General features: G+C 70.4%; 17 protein-coding genes. 4 read left to right on the forward strand and 13 right to left on the reverse strand.

Annotated features, from left to right (window positions below; genetic code table 11):
- Positions 1–7: 7 nt before the first annotated feature.
- A complete protein-coding gene (glp, locus tag KQ297_RS07185) occupies positions 8–1,261 on the forward strand; it encodes a gephyrin-like molybdotransferase Glp (RefSeq protein WP_259738816.1) in 1,254 nt (417 codons plus the stop codon).
- 28 nt (positions 1,262–1,289) lie between these two features.
- On the opposite strand, the gene KQ297_RS07190 is transcribed toward glp, so the two are convergent.
- From KQ297_RS07190 to KQ297_RS07210, 5 genes are read right to left on the reverse strand one after another with little or no spacing between them, the layout of a single operon-like run.
- Entirely contained in the window at positions 1,290–1,772 is a 483-nt protein-coding gene (locus tag KQ297_RS07190; protein WP_399251404.1) for a molybdenum cofactor biosynthesis protein MoaE, read from the reverse strand.
- Complete coding sequence (locus tag KQ297_RS07195) at positions 1,735–1,974, reverse strand: MoaD/ThiS family protein (protein WP_259738818.1); 240 nt, start codon at positions 1,972–1,974, stop codon at positions 1,735–1,737. Before KQ297_RS07195 ends, KQ297_RS07190 begins: the two co-directional genes overlap by 38 nt.
- On the reverse strand, positions 1,971–2,954 hold the full coding sequence (locus KQ297_RS07200) for a class I SAM-dependent methyltransferase (RefSeq protein WP_259738819.1): 984 nt from the start codon (positions 2,952–2,954) through the stop codon (positions 1,971–1,973). Before KQ297_RS07200 ends, KQ297_RS07195 begins: the two co-directional genes overlap by 4 nt.
- A 46-nt stretch (positions 2,955–3,000) precedes the next feature.
- Positions 3,001–3,336 (reverse strand): divalent-cation tolerance protein CutA, encoded by a 336-nt coding sequence (gene cutA, locus KQ297_RS07205; protein ID WP_259738820.1) that lies wholly within the window; start codon positions 3,334–3,336, stop codon positions 3,001–3,003.
- 6 nt (positions 3,337–3,342) lie between these two features.
- Positions 3,343–3,945, reverse strand: coding sequence for a DUF305 domain-containing protein (locus KQ297_RS07210; protein WP_259738821.1), 603 nt, complete (start codon positions 3,943–3,945; stop codon positions 3,343–3,345).
- Positions 3,946–4,249: 304 nt separating this feature from the next.
- Between KQ297_RS07210 and KQ297_RS07215 the strand changes: the two genes are divergently transcribed.
- Both KQ297_RS07215 and KQ297_RS07220 read left to right on the forward strand, forming a co-directional pair.
- Positions 4,250–6,346, forward strand: coding sequence for a copper-translocating P-type ATPase (locus tag KQ297_RS07215; RefSeq protein ID WP_259738822.1), 2,097 nt, complete (start codon positions 4,250–4,252; stop codon positions 6,344–6,346).
- Positions 6,346–6,792, forward strand: a complete 447-nt coding sequence (locus KQ297_RS07220; protein WP_259738823.1) for a cupredoxin domain-containing protein — start codon at positions 6,346–6,348, stop codon at positions 6,790–6,792. The genes KQ297_RS07215 and KQ297_RS07220 overlap by 1 nt, the downstream gene beginning before the upstream one ends.
- 11 nt (positions 6,793–6,803) lie before the next feature.
- Here KQ297_RS07220 and KQ297_RS07225 read toward each other — a convergent pair whose 3' ends face one another.
- The 8 genes from KQ297_RS07225 to KQ297_RS07260 form a co-directional block, all read right to left on the reverse strand.
- Positions 6,804–7,028, reverse strand: coding sequence for a hypothetical protein (locus KQ297_RS07225; protein ID WP_259738824.1), 225 nt, complete (start codon positions 7,026–7,028; stop codon positions 6,804–6,806).
- A gap of 374 nt (positions 7,029–7,402) precedes the next feature.
- Positions 7,403–7,822, reverse strand: coding sequence for a D-alanyl-D-alanine carboxypeptidase (locus KQ297_RS07230; protein WP_311133988.1), 420 nt, complete (start codon positions 7,820–7,822; stop codon positions 7,403–7,405).
- Entirely contained in the window at positions 7,819–9,006 is a 1,188-nt protein-coding gene (locus KQ297_RS07235; protein WP_259738825.1) for a D-alanyl-D-alanine carboxypeptidase, read from the reverse strand. The genes KQ297_RS07230 and KQ297_RS07235 overlap by 4 nt, the downstream gene beginning before the upstream one ends.
- Complete coding sequence (gene dacB / locus KQ297_RS07240) at positions 9,006–10,619, reverse strand: D-alanyl-D-alanine carboxypeptidase/D-alanyl-D-alanine-endopeptidase (RefSeq protein WP_259738826.1); 1,614 nt, start codon at positions 10,617–10,619, stop codon at positions 9,006–9,008. Before dacB ends, KQ297_RS07235 begins: the two co-directional genes overlap by 1 nt.
- Positions 10,620–10,660: 41 nt before the next feature.
- Positions 10,661–11,908 carry a type III glutamate--ammonia ligase gene (gene glnT, locus KQ297_RS07245; RefSeq protein ID WP_259738827.1) on the reverse strand — a complete coding sequence of 416 codons (1,248 nt, stop codon included), beginning with the start codon at positions 11,906–11,908 and terminating at the stop codon, positions 10,661–10,663.
- Between the two features lie 4 nt (positions 11,909–11,912).
- Complete coding sequence (locus KQ297_RS07250; protein ID WP_259738828.1) at positions 11,913–12,956, reverse strand: alpha/beta fold hydrolase; 1,044 nt, start codon at positions 12,954–12,956, stop codon at positions 11,913–11,915.
- Positions 12,953–13,915: a fatty acid desaturase gene (locus KQ297_RS07255; RefSeq protein ID WP_259738829.1), complete on the reverse strand. Its 963-nt coding sequence runs from the start codon at positions 13,913–13,915 to the stop codon at positions 12,953–12,955. The genes KQ297_RS07250 and KQ297_RS07255 overlap by 4 nt, the downstream gene beginning before the upstream one ends.
- Positions 13,912–15,195: an MSMEG_0569 family flavin-dependent oxidoreductase gene (locus KQ297_RS07260; protein ID WP_259738830.1), complete on the reverse strand. Its 1,284-nt coding sequence runs from the start codon at positions 15,193–15,195 to the stop codon at positions 13,912–13,914. Before KQ297_RS07260 ends, KQ297_RS07255 begins: the two co-directional genes overlap by 4 nt.
- 169 nt (positions 15,196–15,364) lie before the next feature.
- On the opposite strand from KQ297_RS07260, the gene KQ297_RS07265 reads away from it, so the two are divergent.
- On the forward strand, positions 15,365–15,847 hold the full coding sequence (locus KQ297_RS07265; RefSeq protein WP_185464841.1) for an MSMEG_0572/Sll0783 family nitrogen starvation response protein: 483 nt from the start codon (positions 15,365–15,367) through the stop codon (positions 15,845–15,847).
- Position 15,848: the final 1 nt, after the last annotated feature.

Raw genomic sequence — 15,848 nt, forward strand, 5'->3', positions numbered from 1 at the left:
AGCCCCGATGAGCAGCAGCACTGCATCGCCAGAGCCCTACCCCCGCGAAGGCCTGCCCCTGGAGGAGGCCCGCCGCCAGCTGCTCGCCTCCCTGGTGCCCCTGGCCGGCAGCGACATGCTGCCGCTGCAGCAGGCCCTCGGGCGGGTGAGTGCCCGGCCGGTGCTCGCCGCGCAGACGGTGCCGGGCTTTCGGGCCTCGATCATGGATGGCTATGCCCTGGCCGCGGCGAGTGTCCCGCAGGTGGGACACTCGTGGCCCCTGCTGGGCCGCTCGGCGCCGGGCGCCCCCTATCCCCGGCCCCTGGCGGAGGGTGAAGCGATCCGCATCCTCACCGGTGCCCCACTGCCGGAGGGGGCCACCCGGGTGCTGCCCCAGGAGCTGGTGGAAGCCGATGGCGAGCGCCTCAGCTTGATTCGCGAGGCGGGGCCCAACCCCTGGATCCGCGCCGCCGACGAGGAGGCCGCCGCCGGCCAGGTGCTGCTGGGCGCCGGGGTGCGCCTCGGTCCCGCCGACCTCGGACGGCTGGCCAGCTGCGGGGTGGCGGAGCTGGCGCTGCGGCCGCGGCCACGCCTGGGGCTGCTGATCACCGGCGATGAACTGGTGCCGGCGGGCAGCGCCCGCGGGCCCGGGCAGATCTGGGAGAGCAACGGCACGCTGCTGGTGGCGTTGCTGGAGCGGCTGGGGGTGGTGGTGGTCGAGCGGCGGCTGGTGGCCGATCAGCCCGCCGCCCTGCGGGCGGCGCTGCTGGAGCTGGCGGCCGGCTGCGACGTGGTGGTCAGCACCGGCGGTGTGTCGGCGGGCGACAGCGACTGGATCCGGCCGCTGCTGGCGGAGCTGGGATCGGTGGCCTTCTGGAAGCTGTTTCTCAAGCCCGGGCGGCCCTTCGCCTTCGGCGAGCTGTTGGGCACGCCGTTCTTCGGGCTGCCGGGCAATCCGGTGGCGGCGGCGATCACGGCCCTGCAGCTGCTGGTGCCGGCCCTGCAGCGGCTGGAGGGGGCGCCGGTGGAGCCCCTGCCGCGCCTGAAGGTGCGCCTGGCCGCCGATCTGAAGCGGGGCGCTGGCCGCCCTGAGCTGGCCCGCGCCCGCCTGCAGGTGGGACCCGAGGGGGAGCTGCTGGCGCTGGTGGAGGGCAGCCAGGCCTCCTCCCGCATCGGTTCGCTGCAGGGCGCCGACCTGCTGCTGGAGATTCCGGCGGAGCTGGGCGCGCTGGCGGCGGGCAGCGAGTTGTGGGCGCAATTGCTGCGCCTGCCGATCTTCTGAAGGCCGCTGGTGCGCATGTCCTGCTGGCTCAGAACGCCGTGTTGCCCTCCACCCAGGTGCCCAGGCCGCCGCTCCACTCCCGTTTCCAGAAGGGGGCCTCGTGCTTGAGCGCTTCAAGCAGCTCCTGGCCGCCGCGCTGGGCCGGGCCGCGCCGGTCGGCGGCCACCGCCACCAGCACGATCGCTTCCCCAGGCAGCACCCGGCCCACCCGGTGATCCACCCGCACCGCCAACAGGCCGTGGCGGCTGGTGATGGTGGCGGCGATCCGCTCGATCTGGACCTCGGTCATGCCGGGGTAGTGCTCCAGCTCCAGGGCTTCGAGCGGTGCGCCGCTGGCGGTGCGGCCGCGCACACGGCCGATGAAATGGGCTTCCGCCGCCGGCGCTTCAGCGCCCGCGGCCGTCAGGCCCTGCTGCCATTCGGCCAGGGCGGCGAGGGGATCGAAGCGGGCGGGATGGAGGTGCAACACCCGCTCAGCCGCCACTGATCGGGGGCAGGAAGGCCACCTCATCGCCGGGCTGGAGCTGCTGATCGGCGGCGGCGAAGGACTGGTTCACCGCCACGCGCACCTGGGGCGGAATGGTCTCCCCCAGGGCCAGCTGCCGCCAGAGGTGCGCCGGTGTGGGCGGGGGGGATCCGGCCGGGGTGGGCACCTGTTGCTCTCCCCAGCCGGCCCGCTCCCGCAGCCCGGCGAACAGCCGCACGCGGATCACGGTCTGGTCGCCACCAGCACCCGGTGGCGGTGGTCGGAGGCCACCCGGCGGATCGCGCTGAAACCGGCCTCGGCCAGGGCGGCGGGCAGATCGAGACGGAAGTAGTCCTCGAGGTAGGGCTCGGTGGCCTTGAGCAGGGTGGCCAGGGCCGGGGGCATGGCGCGGATCGCCTCCGCTTCCGGATCCTGGTCCACCAGGGCCAGCACGCCCTGGGGCCGTAGCAGACGCGCCGCTTCGCCGAGCACAGCGCGGGTGGCGTCGCTCGGCAGTTCATGGCAGAGGAACTGAGCGGTGATCAGATCGAAGCTCTCTGCCGGCAGGCCCGTGGCTTCGGCGGCGCCGTGGTGCCAGGCCGCGATGCGGCCGCCGGTGTCGCGCACCCGCGCCACCGCCAGCATCTGGGGGGAGAGGTCGAGGCCGCTCACCCGCACGCCGCGGTGGCCGTGCTGCTCCAGCCAGTCGGCCAGGGCCAGGGTGCCCACTCCCACGGAACAGCCGATGTCGAGGACGTTGTGCACCGGGCCCCTGAGGCTGGGTTGGATCGCGGCATAGATGCCGTCGCGCATGCGTTGCTGGGCGGCTGTGGGGCTGAGTTGCTTCTCTTCTTTCCACACCCGCAGGGCCACCGAATCAGTGGCCTGCTCCGCCTCACAGGCCGCGTCCCAGCAGAGGTTCCCCTCGGCATAGGCGTGGAAGCGGGCCCGGTAATAGGGCGGGGCCACCACGGCCGCCTCGGTGCTGGCGCTCAGCAGTGGCTCCGCCTGCTGGCGCAGCTGTTCGCGCCGCTGACGCCAGGGGATGCCTCTGGTTTCGGCTGTGCGGATCATCATCCGCCGGGCCTGCAGGAACAGCAGCTGGCGTAAGGGCTCCACCGCCAGCGCCGCGGCGATCAGCCGGCCCAGGGGTGTGCGCGCGTCCACCCAGGGGGGTGGCGGCGGCGAGCCGATCACCGGGCCGGCGTGGATGGCACTGGAGTTCATCGGGGCGCTGGGATCGCGGCGAGGCTGCCATCCTGACGTCCCAAGTTCAGGCCTTGGGCTGCGTTTGCTCGATCACCCAGCGCTCGTAAGCGGGATCGGGATCCTGCAGGGGCGTGGCCGTGATCGCGGGGATGTCGTAGGGATGAGCCTCACGAATCACCTCCATCAGTGCCTGCCGGCGCTGTCGGGTGGTCTTGAAGGTGATCCGGATCTCCTGCTCCTCCACCAGCTCCCCCTTCCAGATGTAGAGGCTTTCGATCGGCTCCAGCTGGGCACAGGCCGCCAGCCCGTCCCTGATCACCTGCCGCGCCAGCCGCCTGGCGTCGTCGTGGTGGGCCACCGTGGTGTGCACGGCGAGCAGGACTTCCTCGTCGGCTGTCATGGCGGCTCAGTACCAGCTGCGATACCACTGCTCCATCTGGCTGATCTCCTCGCTCTGCACCCGCACCATCGACTCCTGCAGCGAACGCAGCTCCGGGTGCTGGGAATTGATCTGGGCCATCGAGGCCATCATCACGCCCATCTGGTGGTGGGGAATCATCTGCTCGATGAAGGCGCGATCGAAGTCGGCGGCCTGGCGCAGGGCGGCGAGGTTGGTGCCCCCTTGCATCCCCAGGCCCATGCCGCCACCCATCCCCATGTGGCCACCCATGCCGCCCTGCCAGCCCCAGCCGGCACCCAGTGACCACGTGGGGGCCTCCTGCCCATACCACTTGCGGTACCAGGCGCGCATCTGGGCGTTCTCCTGCGTCTGACTGTCCTTGATGCTGCGGGCGAGGGCCTTGACCTCGGGCCGGCGTGCCCGGGTGAGGGCCAGGTCCGCCATGGCGATGGCCCCGTCGTGATGGGGAATCATGCGCACGATGAAGTGCTGATCCGAGTACCCCATGCCCATCCGCCCCGGACTGGCCTGGCCACCCCAGCCCTGGCTGTGGGCTGGTTGCATCGCCACCGGTGGTGTCAGCAGAGTGAGGGCGCAGGCTGCTGACACCAGTGGTGCGATCAGGGGACGCGGGCGCCTGCGGCCAAGGGGTTGATGGGCTATGGGAATGACGCCTCCTGGCAGGATCTTCCCCCTTCATGGTGGTCACACCCGCTCGTGTTGGGACCCCATCAGACCTTGAGATTCGGGCCGATCACGGCGATGTTCCCCAGAGGATCGTCTCCAGGGTGAGTCCCAAGGTCTTGAACGGGGCTACGACTTGAGGAAGGGGCTTGACCCTCCACTGGGCTGGAGCCCATAGGTTGAAGGCATGGCCCCTTGCGATGGACCAGCCCTTGATCCGAGGCCCTCGATGAGCTCGCCATCTGCCGGCCCCTCCTGCTGCCATGCCGATGACCTGGCCGGATCGGCGTCGGGGATGGAGCGGGAGCTGGCCCATGAACTCACCCTGCTGCGCCGCAAGGTGACTGTGGCGGCTGTGCTCACCGCTCTGGTGATGCTCTCCAGCCTGCCGCACATGCTCGGCGTCCATGCCCTGCCGTTTCTGCCCGGCTGGTTCACCAGCCCCTGGACCCAGCTGGTGCTCTCCGCACCGGTGTTGTTCTGGTGCGGTCGGGAGTTCTTCACGGGCGCCTGGGCGGCCTTTCGCCAGCACAGCGCCGACATGAACACCCTTGTGGCGGCCGGCACAGGCATCGCCTGGCTCACCTCGCTGGTGGCCACCCTTGCCCCGCAGCTGCTCACCAACGAGGGGCTGCCGGCCGATGTGTACTACGAAACTGCTGTGGTGATCCTCACCCTGGTGCTGCTGGGCAGCCTGATGGAGGCCCGTGCCCGCGGCCAGACCTCGGAGGCGATCCGGCGGTTGCTGCAGTTGCAGCCGCCCACGGCCCGGGTGCTGCGCGACGGGGCTGTGCAGGAGATCCCGGTGGCCCTTGTGGTGGTGGGCGATCTGGTCCAGGTGCGTCCCGGGGAGAAGCTGCCCGTGGATGGGGTGGTGGAGGAGGGCAACTCCTGGGTGGAGGAGTCGATGCTCACCGGCGAGCCGACCCCGGTGGAGAAGGGGCCCGGCGACGCCGTGATCGGCGCCTCGATGAACCGCAGCGGCAGTTTCAGCTTCCGCGTCAGCCGGGTGGGCACAGGCACGGTGCTGGCCCAGATCGTGGAGCTGGTGCGCCAGGCCCAGAGCTCGCGCACCCGGGTGCAGCGTCTGGCCGATCAGGTGGTGGGCTGGTTCGTGCCGGCGGTGATCGCCCTGGCCATCGCCGCTTTCGTGGTCTGGTTCCTGGTCAGCGGCAACCCGGTGCTGGCGATGCTGTTTCTGGTCAGCGTGCTGGTGATCGCCTGCCCCTGCGCTCTTGGCCTGGCGACGCCCACCTCGATCATGGTGGCCTCCGGCAAGGGAGCGGAGAACGGGCTGATCTTCCGCAGCGCCAAAGCCCTGGAAACCGCCGGCGGTCTGCGCACCATCGTGCTCGACAAGACCGGCACCCTCACCCGCGGGCAGCCGGCAGTCACCGATTTCGAGCGCCTGCCCGCTGGCCGGCTGCCGGCCCAGGCCCTGCTGGCCGCCGTGGCGGCCCTGGAGGAGCGTTCGGAGCATCCGCTGGCCGAGGCGATCGTGGCCTTCAGCCGCCCCCAGCTCCAGGATCCGCAGCTGCCCGCCGTGGAGGGCTTCGAGGCGGTGGCGGGCCGGGGCGTCAAAGGCCGCACCGGCGGAATGAACGTGCTGGTGGGCACCCCCCGCTGGCTCAGCGAGCTTGGCCTCGAGATCACGGCACTCGAGCCCCTGGCTGCACGGCTGGAGGGATCGGCCTGCAGCGTGGCGGCGGTGGCTGTGGACGGGCGGATCGAAGCCTGCTTCGGCATCGCCGATCCGCTCAAGCCCAGCGCGGTTGCCGCCGTGGCCGCCCTGAGGCGTCTGGGTATTGAGGTGGTGATGCTCAGCGGTGACGCCCGCCGCACCGCCGAGGTGGTGGCCTCCCAGGTGGGGATCGAGCGGGTGATCGCGGAGGTGCGCCCCGCCGACAAGGCTGCTGTGATCCGCCGGCTGCAGGAGCAGGGGGAGGGCCCGGTGGCGATGGTGGGCGATGGAATCAACGACGCGCCGGCCCTGGCGGCGGCCGATGTGGGCCTGGCGATGGGCACCGGCACCGATGTGGCGATCGCCGCCAGCGACATCACCCTGATCTCCGGCAACCTGGCCGGCGTGCCGGCGGCGATCGAACTCAGCCGCCACACCATGGCCAACATCCGCCAGAACCTGGTGTTTGCCTTCGCCTACAACGTGGCGGGCCTGCCGATCGCCGCCGGCCTGCTCTTCCCGCTCACCGGCTGGCTGCTGAGCCCGATGATCGCCGGCGCTGCCATGGCCTTCAGCTCCGTGTCGGTGGTGAGCAATGCCCTGAGGCTGCGCCGCTTCCGGCCCACTCCCCTTGCCGCCAGCTGATGACCAGCTTCGTTGCCGCTGCCGCAGCCCTGACCAGCGGCGAACCGCTCTGGCGCACGATCGAGCAGCCCCTGGTGCTCCGGCTGGCGGTGACCGCCGCCGGCCTGGCGCTGATCGCCGCCGAACTCTGGTGGTTTCTCGCCCGCCATGGCGAGGCCGTGGCCGCCCGGGAAGGGGAGCGTGGCCTGCAGGAGATCACGATCACCGTTGATGGCGGCTACTCCCCAGCCCGGGTCAGGCTGATCGCCGGCCGCCCGGTGCGCCTCACCTTTCACCGCCTCGATCCCAGCGGCTGCGTGGCCAAGGTGATCGTTCCCGACTTTCGGCGCAGCCTCGATCTAACCCTGAACGCGCGCACCAGCCTGGAGTTGCCGGCGATGGAGCCCGGGGAGTATCCCTTCCACTGCGGCATGGCGATGGTTCGGGGGGTTCTGGAGGTGGTGTGAGCCTGGCGAGCTCACTGGCCTGGTGTGATGGCCTCGGCAGCTCCCTTGATCCCCTCCTTGATGGCCTCAGCGGGCGCCTGGATCATCTTGAGCTGGGTGTCGGACCAGATGCTCACGGCCCAGACCGCGGCGCCTCCCAGGATGATGGCGGCCACGATCAGACCGATCGCGGTGCCGTTACCCCCCTGGGTGACGACAATGGGAGTGCCCTGATCGCGCTGTGATGAGTCGTCCATGATTCGATGTGGCTCTGTCGTTGCTGCTTCACCAGTGTGCCCGCGGCAGGTTCCGATGACCATGGCCGGGGACTTGATCGGCTCGGGATCAGGAGGGCCGAGAGTGCAGCTGGCTCAACCGAAAGCAGCGGGTTGTTGATCAGCATCTCCTCTAAAGGGAGGATTGGTCGACCACCTTATTCGCGTAGGCCTGTTTGTAGTCTGTGAAGGCAGGGTGATGGGGGATAGTGATCAGTTCCAGGCCACAGTTTTTAGCATGTGCCGATTGTATCGGGTTGTTCAGATGCTCCAGTGGCTTGAGGCCTTGTTGTCGCTGATCTTCAGCATCACCTTCACGAATGAAGCGAGCGTCAGCCAGGCGGGCCTTGCCTGGGTCAGGGGCTCCAGCTGCGGATCAGATCGGTGATCACCGCCTGATCCTCGAACACCTCGGCCACATCGCTGATCGCGCTCACCGGGCCGGCGTCGTTCACGAACAACGCAAACGCCAGATCCCTGCCGCTGCGGCTGCGCAGGTAGCCCGCCAGCACCTGGGCCCTGAGGCCCGTGGAATCGATCGTGGTGCCCGTCTTGGCCATCACCTCCCCGCGGGCGGCAAGATTCCGACCGGTTTCGGCCAGCGATCCATCCACGCCCAGCACCGGCAGCGCTGCACGGAACACGGCGGCCTGGGGGCTGCGTTGCATGATCCCCAGCCACTGCACCACCGCCCGAGCCGTGGCCTGGCTGTCGGGGCTGCCGCTGCCGTTGGTGGGAAACCGGAAGCTCTGGGGGCTCAGACCCTGCCTGATCAGGTCGCCCGTTCGGCGGCCAGCGCCCCCTCGACGCGGCGCTCCCCCTCGCTCAGCCCCACCTGGGTGAGGCTGAGGTTGGCCCCCAGGTTGAGGCTCACCTTCAGGATCAACCGGGCCAGTTCGTCGTAGGGTGCCGAGCGCCAGGAAGCCACCGTCTGCTCCGCTTCCCCTGGGTCGGCTCGCTCGAGAAGGGCACGATTGTTCGGGGCCTCCAGGGGGGCCTGCACGTCCACGCCGGCCCGGGCGAGGGCTTCGCGGAAGGCGATCCGGGCATAGGAGGCGGGATCCTCGATTCGGAACGTGCGCACCGCCACCGGGCTGCCGGAGAGGGGAGCCCGGTAGTCGAGGGGGATCGTGCCGCTGATGGCGCCCGTGCAGGGTTCCCGCCAGCGGCAGTCGATCCGCCCCTCACCGGAGAGCTCGAGAACGGCCTCCTCCCCCGCCGCCACGGTGCGAACGCTGGACTTCAGCTGGAACGCGGCGCTGCGGGGCCGCCAGTCGACCCGGGCCGGTTCCCCCACGGCTGTGGGTGTCACCGACACGTCGACCATGTTCTCGTTCACCAGAATCGGTGTGATCAGCAGATTGCCGTTGGGGACCCGGTAGGCCGGAAACAGCCGATCGTCGACTACCAGATCACCCTCCACCTGGCTGATCCCTGCCTGCCGCACCTGGCGCGCGAGGGCGTCGAGTGCCTGCAGCGGATCCTGCGGCGTCAGCAGGGCTGTGCCGAGGTTGTTGGCATCGTTGTGATCGAAGGCCGTGAAGGCCACGCCGCCATCGGCCGGTTGCCGGCCGCCGAAGGTGAGGTCGCCTCCGGCAACCAGCACCAGATCGCCCGCCAGGCGACCCCCTTGCCTTGGGCCCCGCCGGAGCACGGTCGTCTCGACCCGGTGCTCGGCCCCCAGGGTCTGCAGGGCCCGGCCCACCGAGAACAGCTTGCGGACGGATCCGGTGAAGGCCAGTTGATCGGGGTTGAGCGCCATCAGCGTGCGGCCGCTGGAGAGATCGCTCACCAGCAGGCTCCAGCTCGCCCCCGCGTAACGCGGCTTGTTCATCACTGCCGCCACCGCCGCAGGAGGGGCCGCCTCTGCCAGGGCTTTCTCCGCCAGGGCCGGCGCGGCGGAGCCGGCGGGCACGAGCGCCAGGGCGAACAGTGCCGCCCTCACAGGCAGGGCCCCCATCAGAAGGCCTCCTGAAAGGCCGCCGCGATCGCGGCGAGATCGCGGTCTGCGGTTTCGAAGCTGCTCAGCAGGATGGCGGGGCTGGTGGGCACATTGTTGAGATACAGGGCATACACCAGCCGCCGGCCGCTGGCGGCCTCGATGTAGCCCACCTGGGTCTTGGCGGGGATCGACATCTGGCCGCTGGCGCTGCCCATCACCCTGGAGCCGTCCTTGAGCCGGATCCTGCCCGCTGCCGGGGTGCCCACCTGATTCTGCGCCTGGGTGCCATCCACCCCCATCACCGGCAGCCCCTGCCGCAGGGCCTGGCCCCAGGGTTCCTGCAGCAGGCGGCGCAGCAGGGTGGTCTGATCGATCGGGGAGGTGCGGCTGCTGTCGATGGAGCCGGCCCCGTCCTCCACCAGGGTGCTGGCGGGAGACACGCCCAGGGCGGTGATGACCTCCAGCTCCCGCGCCAGGCCGTCGGGGCAGTCACGGCTGCCCGCCTTCACCGCCACCAGGCAGACCATCAGATCGGCGCCGCGGTTGTAGCTGATCTTCAGGATCACCTTCACGAATTCCGAGAGCGGCGGCGAGACGTGCTCAGCCAGCTTCGGGGCACCGGCATAGGCTCCGCTGCCGGCCGGCAGGATCGCCGCCGGGTTCCCCCCTGTGGCCGGGGCGTCCACCGCCACGCCGGCGCGCTCGAGGGCTTCGATCAGGGCAGTGCGCGCGAAATCAGCGGGTCGGCGGATCTCGGCGGTGCTGATCTGCGGCGGGGCATCGGCAGCGATCCGGCCGCTGATTCGCACCCGCCCCCCATCGAGCGGCTCCACCTGCAACGGCTCGGTGGCCGTGCCCTCCGCCACCGTCGTCACCTGCGACACCACGCTCAGCGCAGTGGTGCGCGGTCGCCAGTCCACCAGGGCAGGTTCGCCGGGCCGACCAGGGCGGGTGGTGATGTCGAGCAGGTTCTCGTTCACCCAGATCGGCGCGATCAGGCCATCGGGCCAGCCCGAATAGGTGTTGAACAGGCGATCGTCGATGGCCACATCACCCCGCACCCTGCGGATGCCGCCGGAGCGCACCTGGCCCGCCAGCTGGTCGAGGGCCCTGAGGGGATCGCTGTCGGGAAGCAGGGCCACGCCCGGAAATCCGGTGCTGGCGTAGTTGTGATCGATCCGGGGCAGGCTGTTGAACCCGAGGCTGCCGTCGGGCCGCTCGCGCAGGCCGAAGCTGAAATCACCGGAGCCCACCAGCACCAGGTGGCCGTCGAGCACGCCGTTGCGCACCGTGCCCAGCTGGTGGATCGGGGTGCGGAAGCGGTGGTCGGCTCCGTACTCCTTCAGCACGGCGGCGGTGCTGTAGGTCTTCATGATCGAGCCCGGCACGAACATCTGGGCGCTGTTGCGCTCCAGCAGCACCGCGCCGCTGCTCTCCTCCACCACCCGCCAGCCCCAGGTGCTGTGGCGGTACATCTCCTTGCCGGTCACCGCCTCCAGGCGTCGCGCCAGAGCGGCAGGCGGCGCTGGCGCGGGCCCAACTTCCGCCGACAGTGCCGGGAAGGCCAGACTCCCGATCGCTGCGGCGGCCGCCGCGCTGCTGGCCACCATGGCGTTGGAGAGGAGCGACATCGAGGCAACACCAGGGACCTGGGCACACCATCCTCAGCCCTTCAGCCGTGCTTTCGCCTGAGGCTCTCGTAGGCCACACAGAAGGGTTCCCCCAGGGCCTCGCGCAGCACCGTGTCGGCGGCGAAGGCGGCCAGGGCCTCCTCGAGGCTGGCGGGCAGCTCGGTCGCGGTGCCGGCAGCCGGCGGGTCGGTGTAGAGGTTGGCGTCGTTGCGGGGGCCGGCTTCGAGCTGCCGCTCGAGGCCGTCGAGGCCGGCGGCCAGCACCGCCGCCGGCAGCAGGTAGGGGTTGGCGGCACTGTCGGGCAGGCGCAGCTCCAGGCGCTGGTCGTCGGGGAGGCGCACCATGTGGCTGCGGTTGTTGCCGCCGTAGCTGATCCAGCCCGGTGACCAGGTGGCGCCGGAGTTGGTGGTCTGGCCTCCGAGCCGCGCGTAGCTCTCGGCGGTGGGATTGGTGATCGCGCACAGGGCCGGGGCATGCGCCAGCAGACCCGCCAGGAAGTGATAGGCCAGCGGCGAGAGGCCCAGCTCGCCGCGGGGGTCGTGGAAGAGGTTGCGGCCTGAGGCGTCCCAGAGGGAATGGTGCAGGTGGGCGCCGCTGCCGGTGAGCTGGGGGAAGGGCTTGGGAGCGAAGCTCACCCGAGCGCCCATGGGTTCCGCCATCGCCTGGGCCATCACCCGGAACAGGGCGTGGCGGTCGGCGGTCACCAGCGCATCGGCGAAGGTCCAGTTGATCTCGAACTGGCCGTTGGCATCCTCGTGATCGGCCTGGTACGGACCCCAGCCCAGCTCCTCCATCGCCTCCAGCAGGCCGCCGATCAGCTCGAACTGGCGCATCAGCGCCAGCTGGTCGTAGCAGGGCTTGCTCTGGGTGTCGTGGGTATCGGCGATCGCTGTGCCGCCGGGCTGCAGCAGAAAGAACTCCGCCTCCACCCCCGTGCGGAAGCTGTAGCCCAGCTGGGCCACCCGCTCCAGCTGGCGGCGCAACACCCAGCGCGGGGACTGCTCAAGCGGCCGGCCCTCCACCTGCAGATCGGTGGCCACCCAGGCCACGCTGCGCTGCCAGGGAAGCACCGCCAGGCTGGCGGGATCGGGCAGGCCGAGCACGTCGGGATCAGCCGGAGTCATCGCCAGCCAGGCGGCGAAGCCTGCAAAGCCGGCGCCATCGCGGGCCAGCTGGTTGGCGGCGCTGGCAGGCACCAGCTTGGCCCGTTGCACCCCGAACAGATCCGAGAAGGAGAAGAGGAAATGGCGAAGGCCGTGGTCGGCGGCGTAGCGGGCCAGGTCGGTCATGGGCTCAATCGTGGCAAAGGTGCTCCAGGGCGGCGCGGATCAAGGCCTGCTCCCGTGGCGCGTCGCGGGGATTGCCGGCCCGGTGCCCCAGCACCGACTCCAGCCGCTCGAAGCGGGCGCCGGGAATGCAGGCGGCTTCAGCGGCGCAGTCGTCGGGGGGGAAGTAGAGGTCGTGGGAGCCGGCGATCACCGTGGTGCGGGCCGTGATCCGCCCCAGGGCGGCGGCCAGCTCCATGGGCCTGCCATCCCCCCGGGCCGCCCCCACGGCGGCGCCGAGATCGTTGGCCAGCCAGGTGTCGAGCATCGCCAGCAGATCACGGGGGTCATGGCGGCGGTAGGCGGGCAGCCAGCTGCGCTCCACGTAGTCGTCCACGCTGCTGTAGCCCAGCGCCTCGTGCCGGCCCTGCCGGTAGTAGGGCTGGCTGGCGGCCCAGCTGGCGTAGATCAGGGCGAAGGTGCGCAGGCCCTGCTCGGGGGTTGCTCTGAAGCGCCGTCCATCCCAGGCGGGATCGGCGGTGAGGGCCTGGCGCAGGCTGAGCAGGAACAGGCGGTTGTGGGGCGTGGTGCGGGCCGTGCCACAGAGGCAGCAGATCCGCTCCACCGCCCCTGGCTCCAGGGCTGCCCAGTGGTAGGCCTGCTGGGCCCCCATCGACCAGCCGTAGATCAGGGCAAGGCGCTCCACGCCGAACACCTCCCGGATCAGGCGTTGCTGGGCGGCCACGTTGTCGGCGTGGCTGATCACCCACCCGTCCTCCGCCAGGCCCATGGGGCTGTTGCTGGGGCTGCTGGAGCGGCCGTTGCCGAACTGGCTCACCACCAGCACACAGAACCGCGCTGGATCGAGGATCGGCCCCACCACCCAGTCGATGTCCTCGGGCCAGGCGCCGTAGGAGCTGGGGTAAAGCACCAGGTTGGAGCGTGCGGCGTTGAGCTCGCCGAACACCCGGTAAGCCAGTCGTGCCTGCGGCAGCAGGCGACCGCAGGCCAGGGGCAGATCCCCCAGCGTGAATGTTTCGTCCCGTCGGGGCGGAGACGCAGCCGCGTTCATGCTGTCGGCAGCGTCAGCTGGGCGGGATCGGCCAGGAAGCGCCGGTGCAGGGCCAGGTAGCCGGGAGCCTCGTGCACCAGCCGGGGTCCGATCCAGCCGTGGGCTGCCGGCAGGGCATGGAAGGGGATCGAGGCGAACAGGTGGTGCTCGGCGTGAAATGCCATGTTCCACATCAGCCAGCGCAGCGGTACCAGGGTGAGGGTGGTGCGGGTGTTGCGCAGCGCGTCGGTGGCGGTGCTGCAACCGCCGTGCTCCGCCAGCAGCACGAAACGGAGCAGGGGCTGGCCCACTGCCAGCGGCAGCAGCCAGAACCAGAACAGAGCGCCGTTCCAGCCCGGCAGGGAGAGGGCCACCAGCACGGCGTAGACGGCCAGCTGGCGGCGCAGGGAGGCGCACACGGCCGGGGCCGCTTCGGGGGGGATGTAGGGGCGACCCGCGAAATCCCCGACCAGACCGCGGGCATGGCCGCGCAGCTTGTCGATCCACCAGGGCAGGCCGCTCAGCGACAGCAGGTAGGCCCTCCGCGTGTCGGGCGGCGCCGACTCCAGCTCCGGATCCAGCCCGAGCTGCTGGGTGTGGCGGTGGTGCCACTGGTGGTAACGGCGGTAGAAGTCAGCGTTGTAGAAACTGAGCACCCCGGCCCACCAGGCCACGGTGTCGTTGACGCGGCGGCTGGCGAAGGCGGTGCGGTGGCCGCATTCGTGCATGGCGCAGAAGGCGAAGGCCAGGCCCCAGCCGAGCAGCAGCAGGGCCGCCAGCCGCAGCGCCCAGGGCAGGGCGGCATGGCCCCAGACCAGTCCGGCCCCCAGGATCAGCCCGCCGTGGCCGGCCAGCTGCCGCCAGGCAGGGCCATCGCGGCGGCCGTTGAGCTGGCGCAGCACTTCCGCGGGAATCAGCCCGCCGGTGCCACGGCTGTCTCTCCCATGGGCCAGATCGAGGCCCGGGCCAGTCGCCGTCATGAGCCCAGCAGCGCCGTGCACTCCAGAGTCTCCTGGCTGCCATCGCGCCGCAGCTGGCGTCGCTGGATCACCTGCGCCAGATGATCGGCATCCCCGCCGACGCCGCAGAAGCGGCCCGACCCCCAGGTGTGCAGCCAGGGCAGACCGATGAAATAGAGACCAGGCGCCTGGGTGACGCCCCGCTGGTGGACCGGCTCGCCGCCGCCATCGAAGACCGGCACCTCCACCCAGCTGAAATCGGCGCGGTAGCCGGTGCACCAGATCACCGCCGCCAGGGGTTCCTCGGCCAGCTCCAACCTGGAGCCGCTCCCGTCCGGTGGGGGGCTCCAGCAGGGTTCGTAAGGCGGATCGATCGGCGCCGCCAGTCCCTGATCCGCGATCCAGGCGTCGATGCTGCCGCGGATGCGCCGGTAGACGGCATCGGCGGCCTCGAGGTTGGCGGCCAGGTTGGCGGCAAAACTCAGACCCGTGGGGCTGATGCCCTCCAGACGGCCGTGCAGCACCATGCCCTCGCGGGCACGCTGGCGCAGGTCGATCTCACGGCCGCCGTCGCGGCCCGTGAGGTAGTGGTTGGTCTTGTGGCGCACGGCGCGGGGATCCTCGTGGGCATCGATCGGGGTGTCGTAGACCCCCATCCGCTCCAGCCACTCGACCACGTCGCGGCCGCGGTAGCGGCGGGGCGAACGTGGCGCAGAGCCCACGCTCAGATGCACCCGGCGGCCGGCCAGGGCGAGGTCTTCAGCGATCTGGCAGCCCGACTGGCCACTGCCGACCACCAGCACCGGGCCCACCGGCAACTGGTCGGGGCGGCGGTAGTCCCGGGCATCGAGCTGGAGCACCGTGGCGGGCAGCCGCTCGGCCAGCGGATGGCGCCGAGGGCGGTGGTAGGCGCCGGTGGCGATCACCACCTGCTCAGCTTCGATCACCCCGGCGCTGGTGAGCAGGCGGTAGCCGTCGCCGCTGCTCTGCAGCCGTTCGACGCTCACCCCCTCCCGCACCGGCACCGCCGCCCGCTCGGCGAAACGTTGCAGATAGGCCACGATCGCCTCGCGGCCCATGAACCCGTGGGGGTCGTCACCGTCGTAGGGGAAGCCGGGAAGGCGGCACTGCCAGTTGGGGGTGACCAGGCAGAAGGAGTCCCAGCGCTGGTGCTGCCAGGCGTGGGCGATCCGGTGACGCTCCAGCACCAGGGGCTCGATGCGCCGTTGCCGTAGACAGCTGGCCAGGGACAGTCCCGCCTGGCCGCCTCCGATCACCACCACCGCAGGGGTCAGGGTCATGGGGCGAGCAGGCTTTGGCCCATCGTTGACCCGCGACAAGGGCTGCGGTGGTAGCAAGCAAGACCGAAGCGGAAGCCAGGGTGAAGCTGATTCAGTGCCGGAAGATACACAACTTCACACTTTGTTCGGGCATGGTCGTGCTCTTCCCACCTCCAGAGGTTGCTGCTTCATGCCCCAGGTCACCCGCCCCGCCAATCAACCGGGGGACTTCCTCGTCGACTACGAGGAGAAAGTATTCCCTGATGTGAAGGCCGAGCCGGGTGAGAAGGCGCTCGTCACCTTCCACACCGTGGCCTTCGAGGGCTCCATCGGTCTGGTCAACCTGCTGCAGGCCAGTCGCCTGATCAACAAGGGCTTCGAGACCTCGATCCTGCTCTACGGCCCCGGCGTCACGCTCGGTCTGCAGCGGGGCTTCCCGAAGCTGGGGGATGCCGCCTTCGATGGCCACCTCAATTTCGGCGCCCGCATCCAGAAGTTCATGGACCAGGGCGGCAAGGTGTACGCCTGTCGCTTCGCCCTGCAGGCCCTCTACGGCCACGGCGAGGGTGCCCTGATCCCGGGCATCACGCCGGTGAACCCTCTCGATGTGCTCGACATCGTGCTGCTGCACCGCAAGGAAGGTGCCTTCATCCTCGACACCTGGACGCTCTGAG

Source organism: Synechococcus sp. CS-205 (assembly GCF_025128255.1).
GTDB lineage: Bacteria > Cyanobacteriota > Cyanobacteriia > PCC-6307 > Cyanobiaceae > Regnicoccus_A.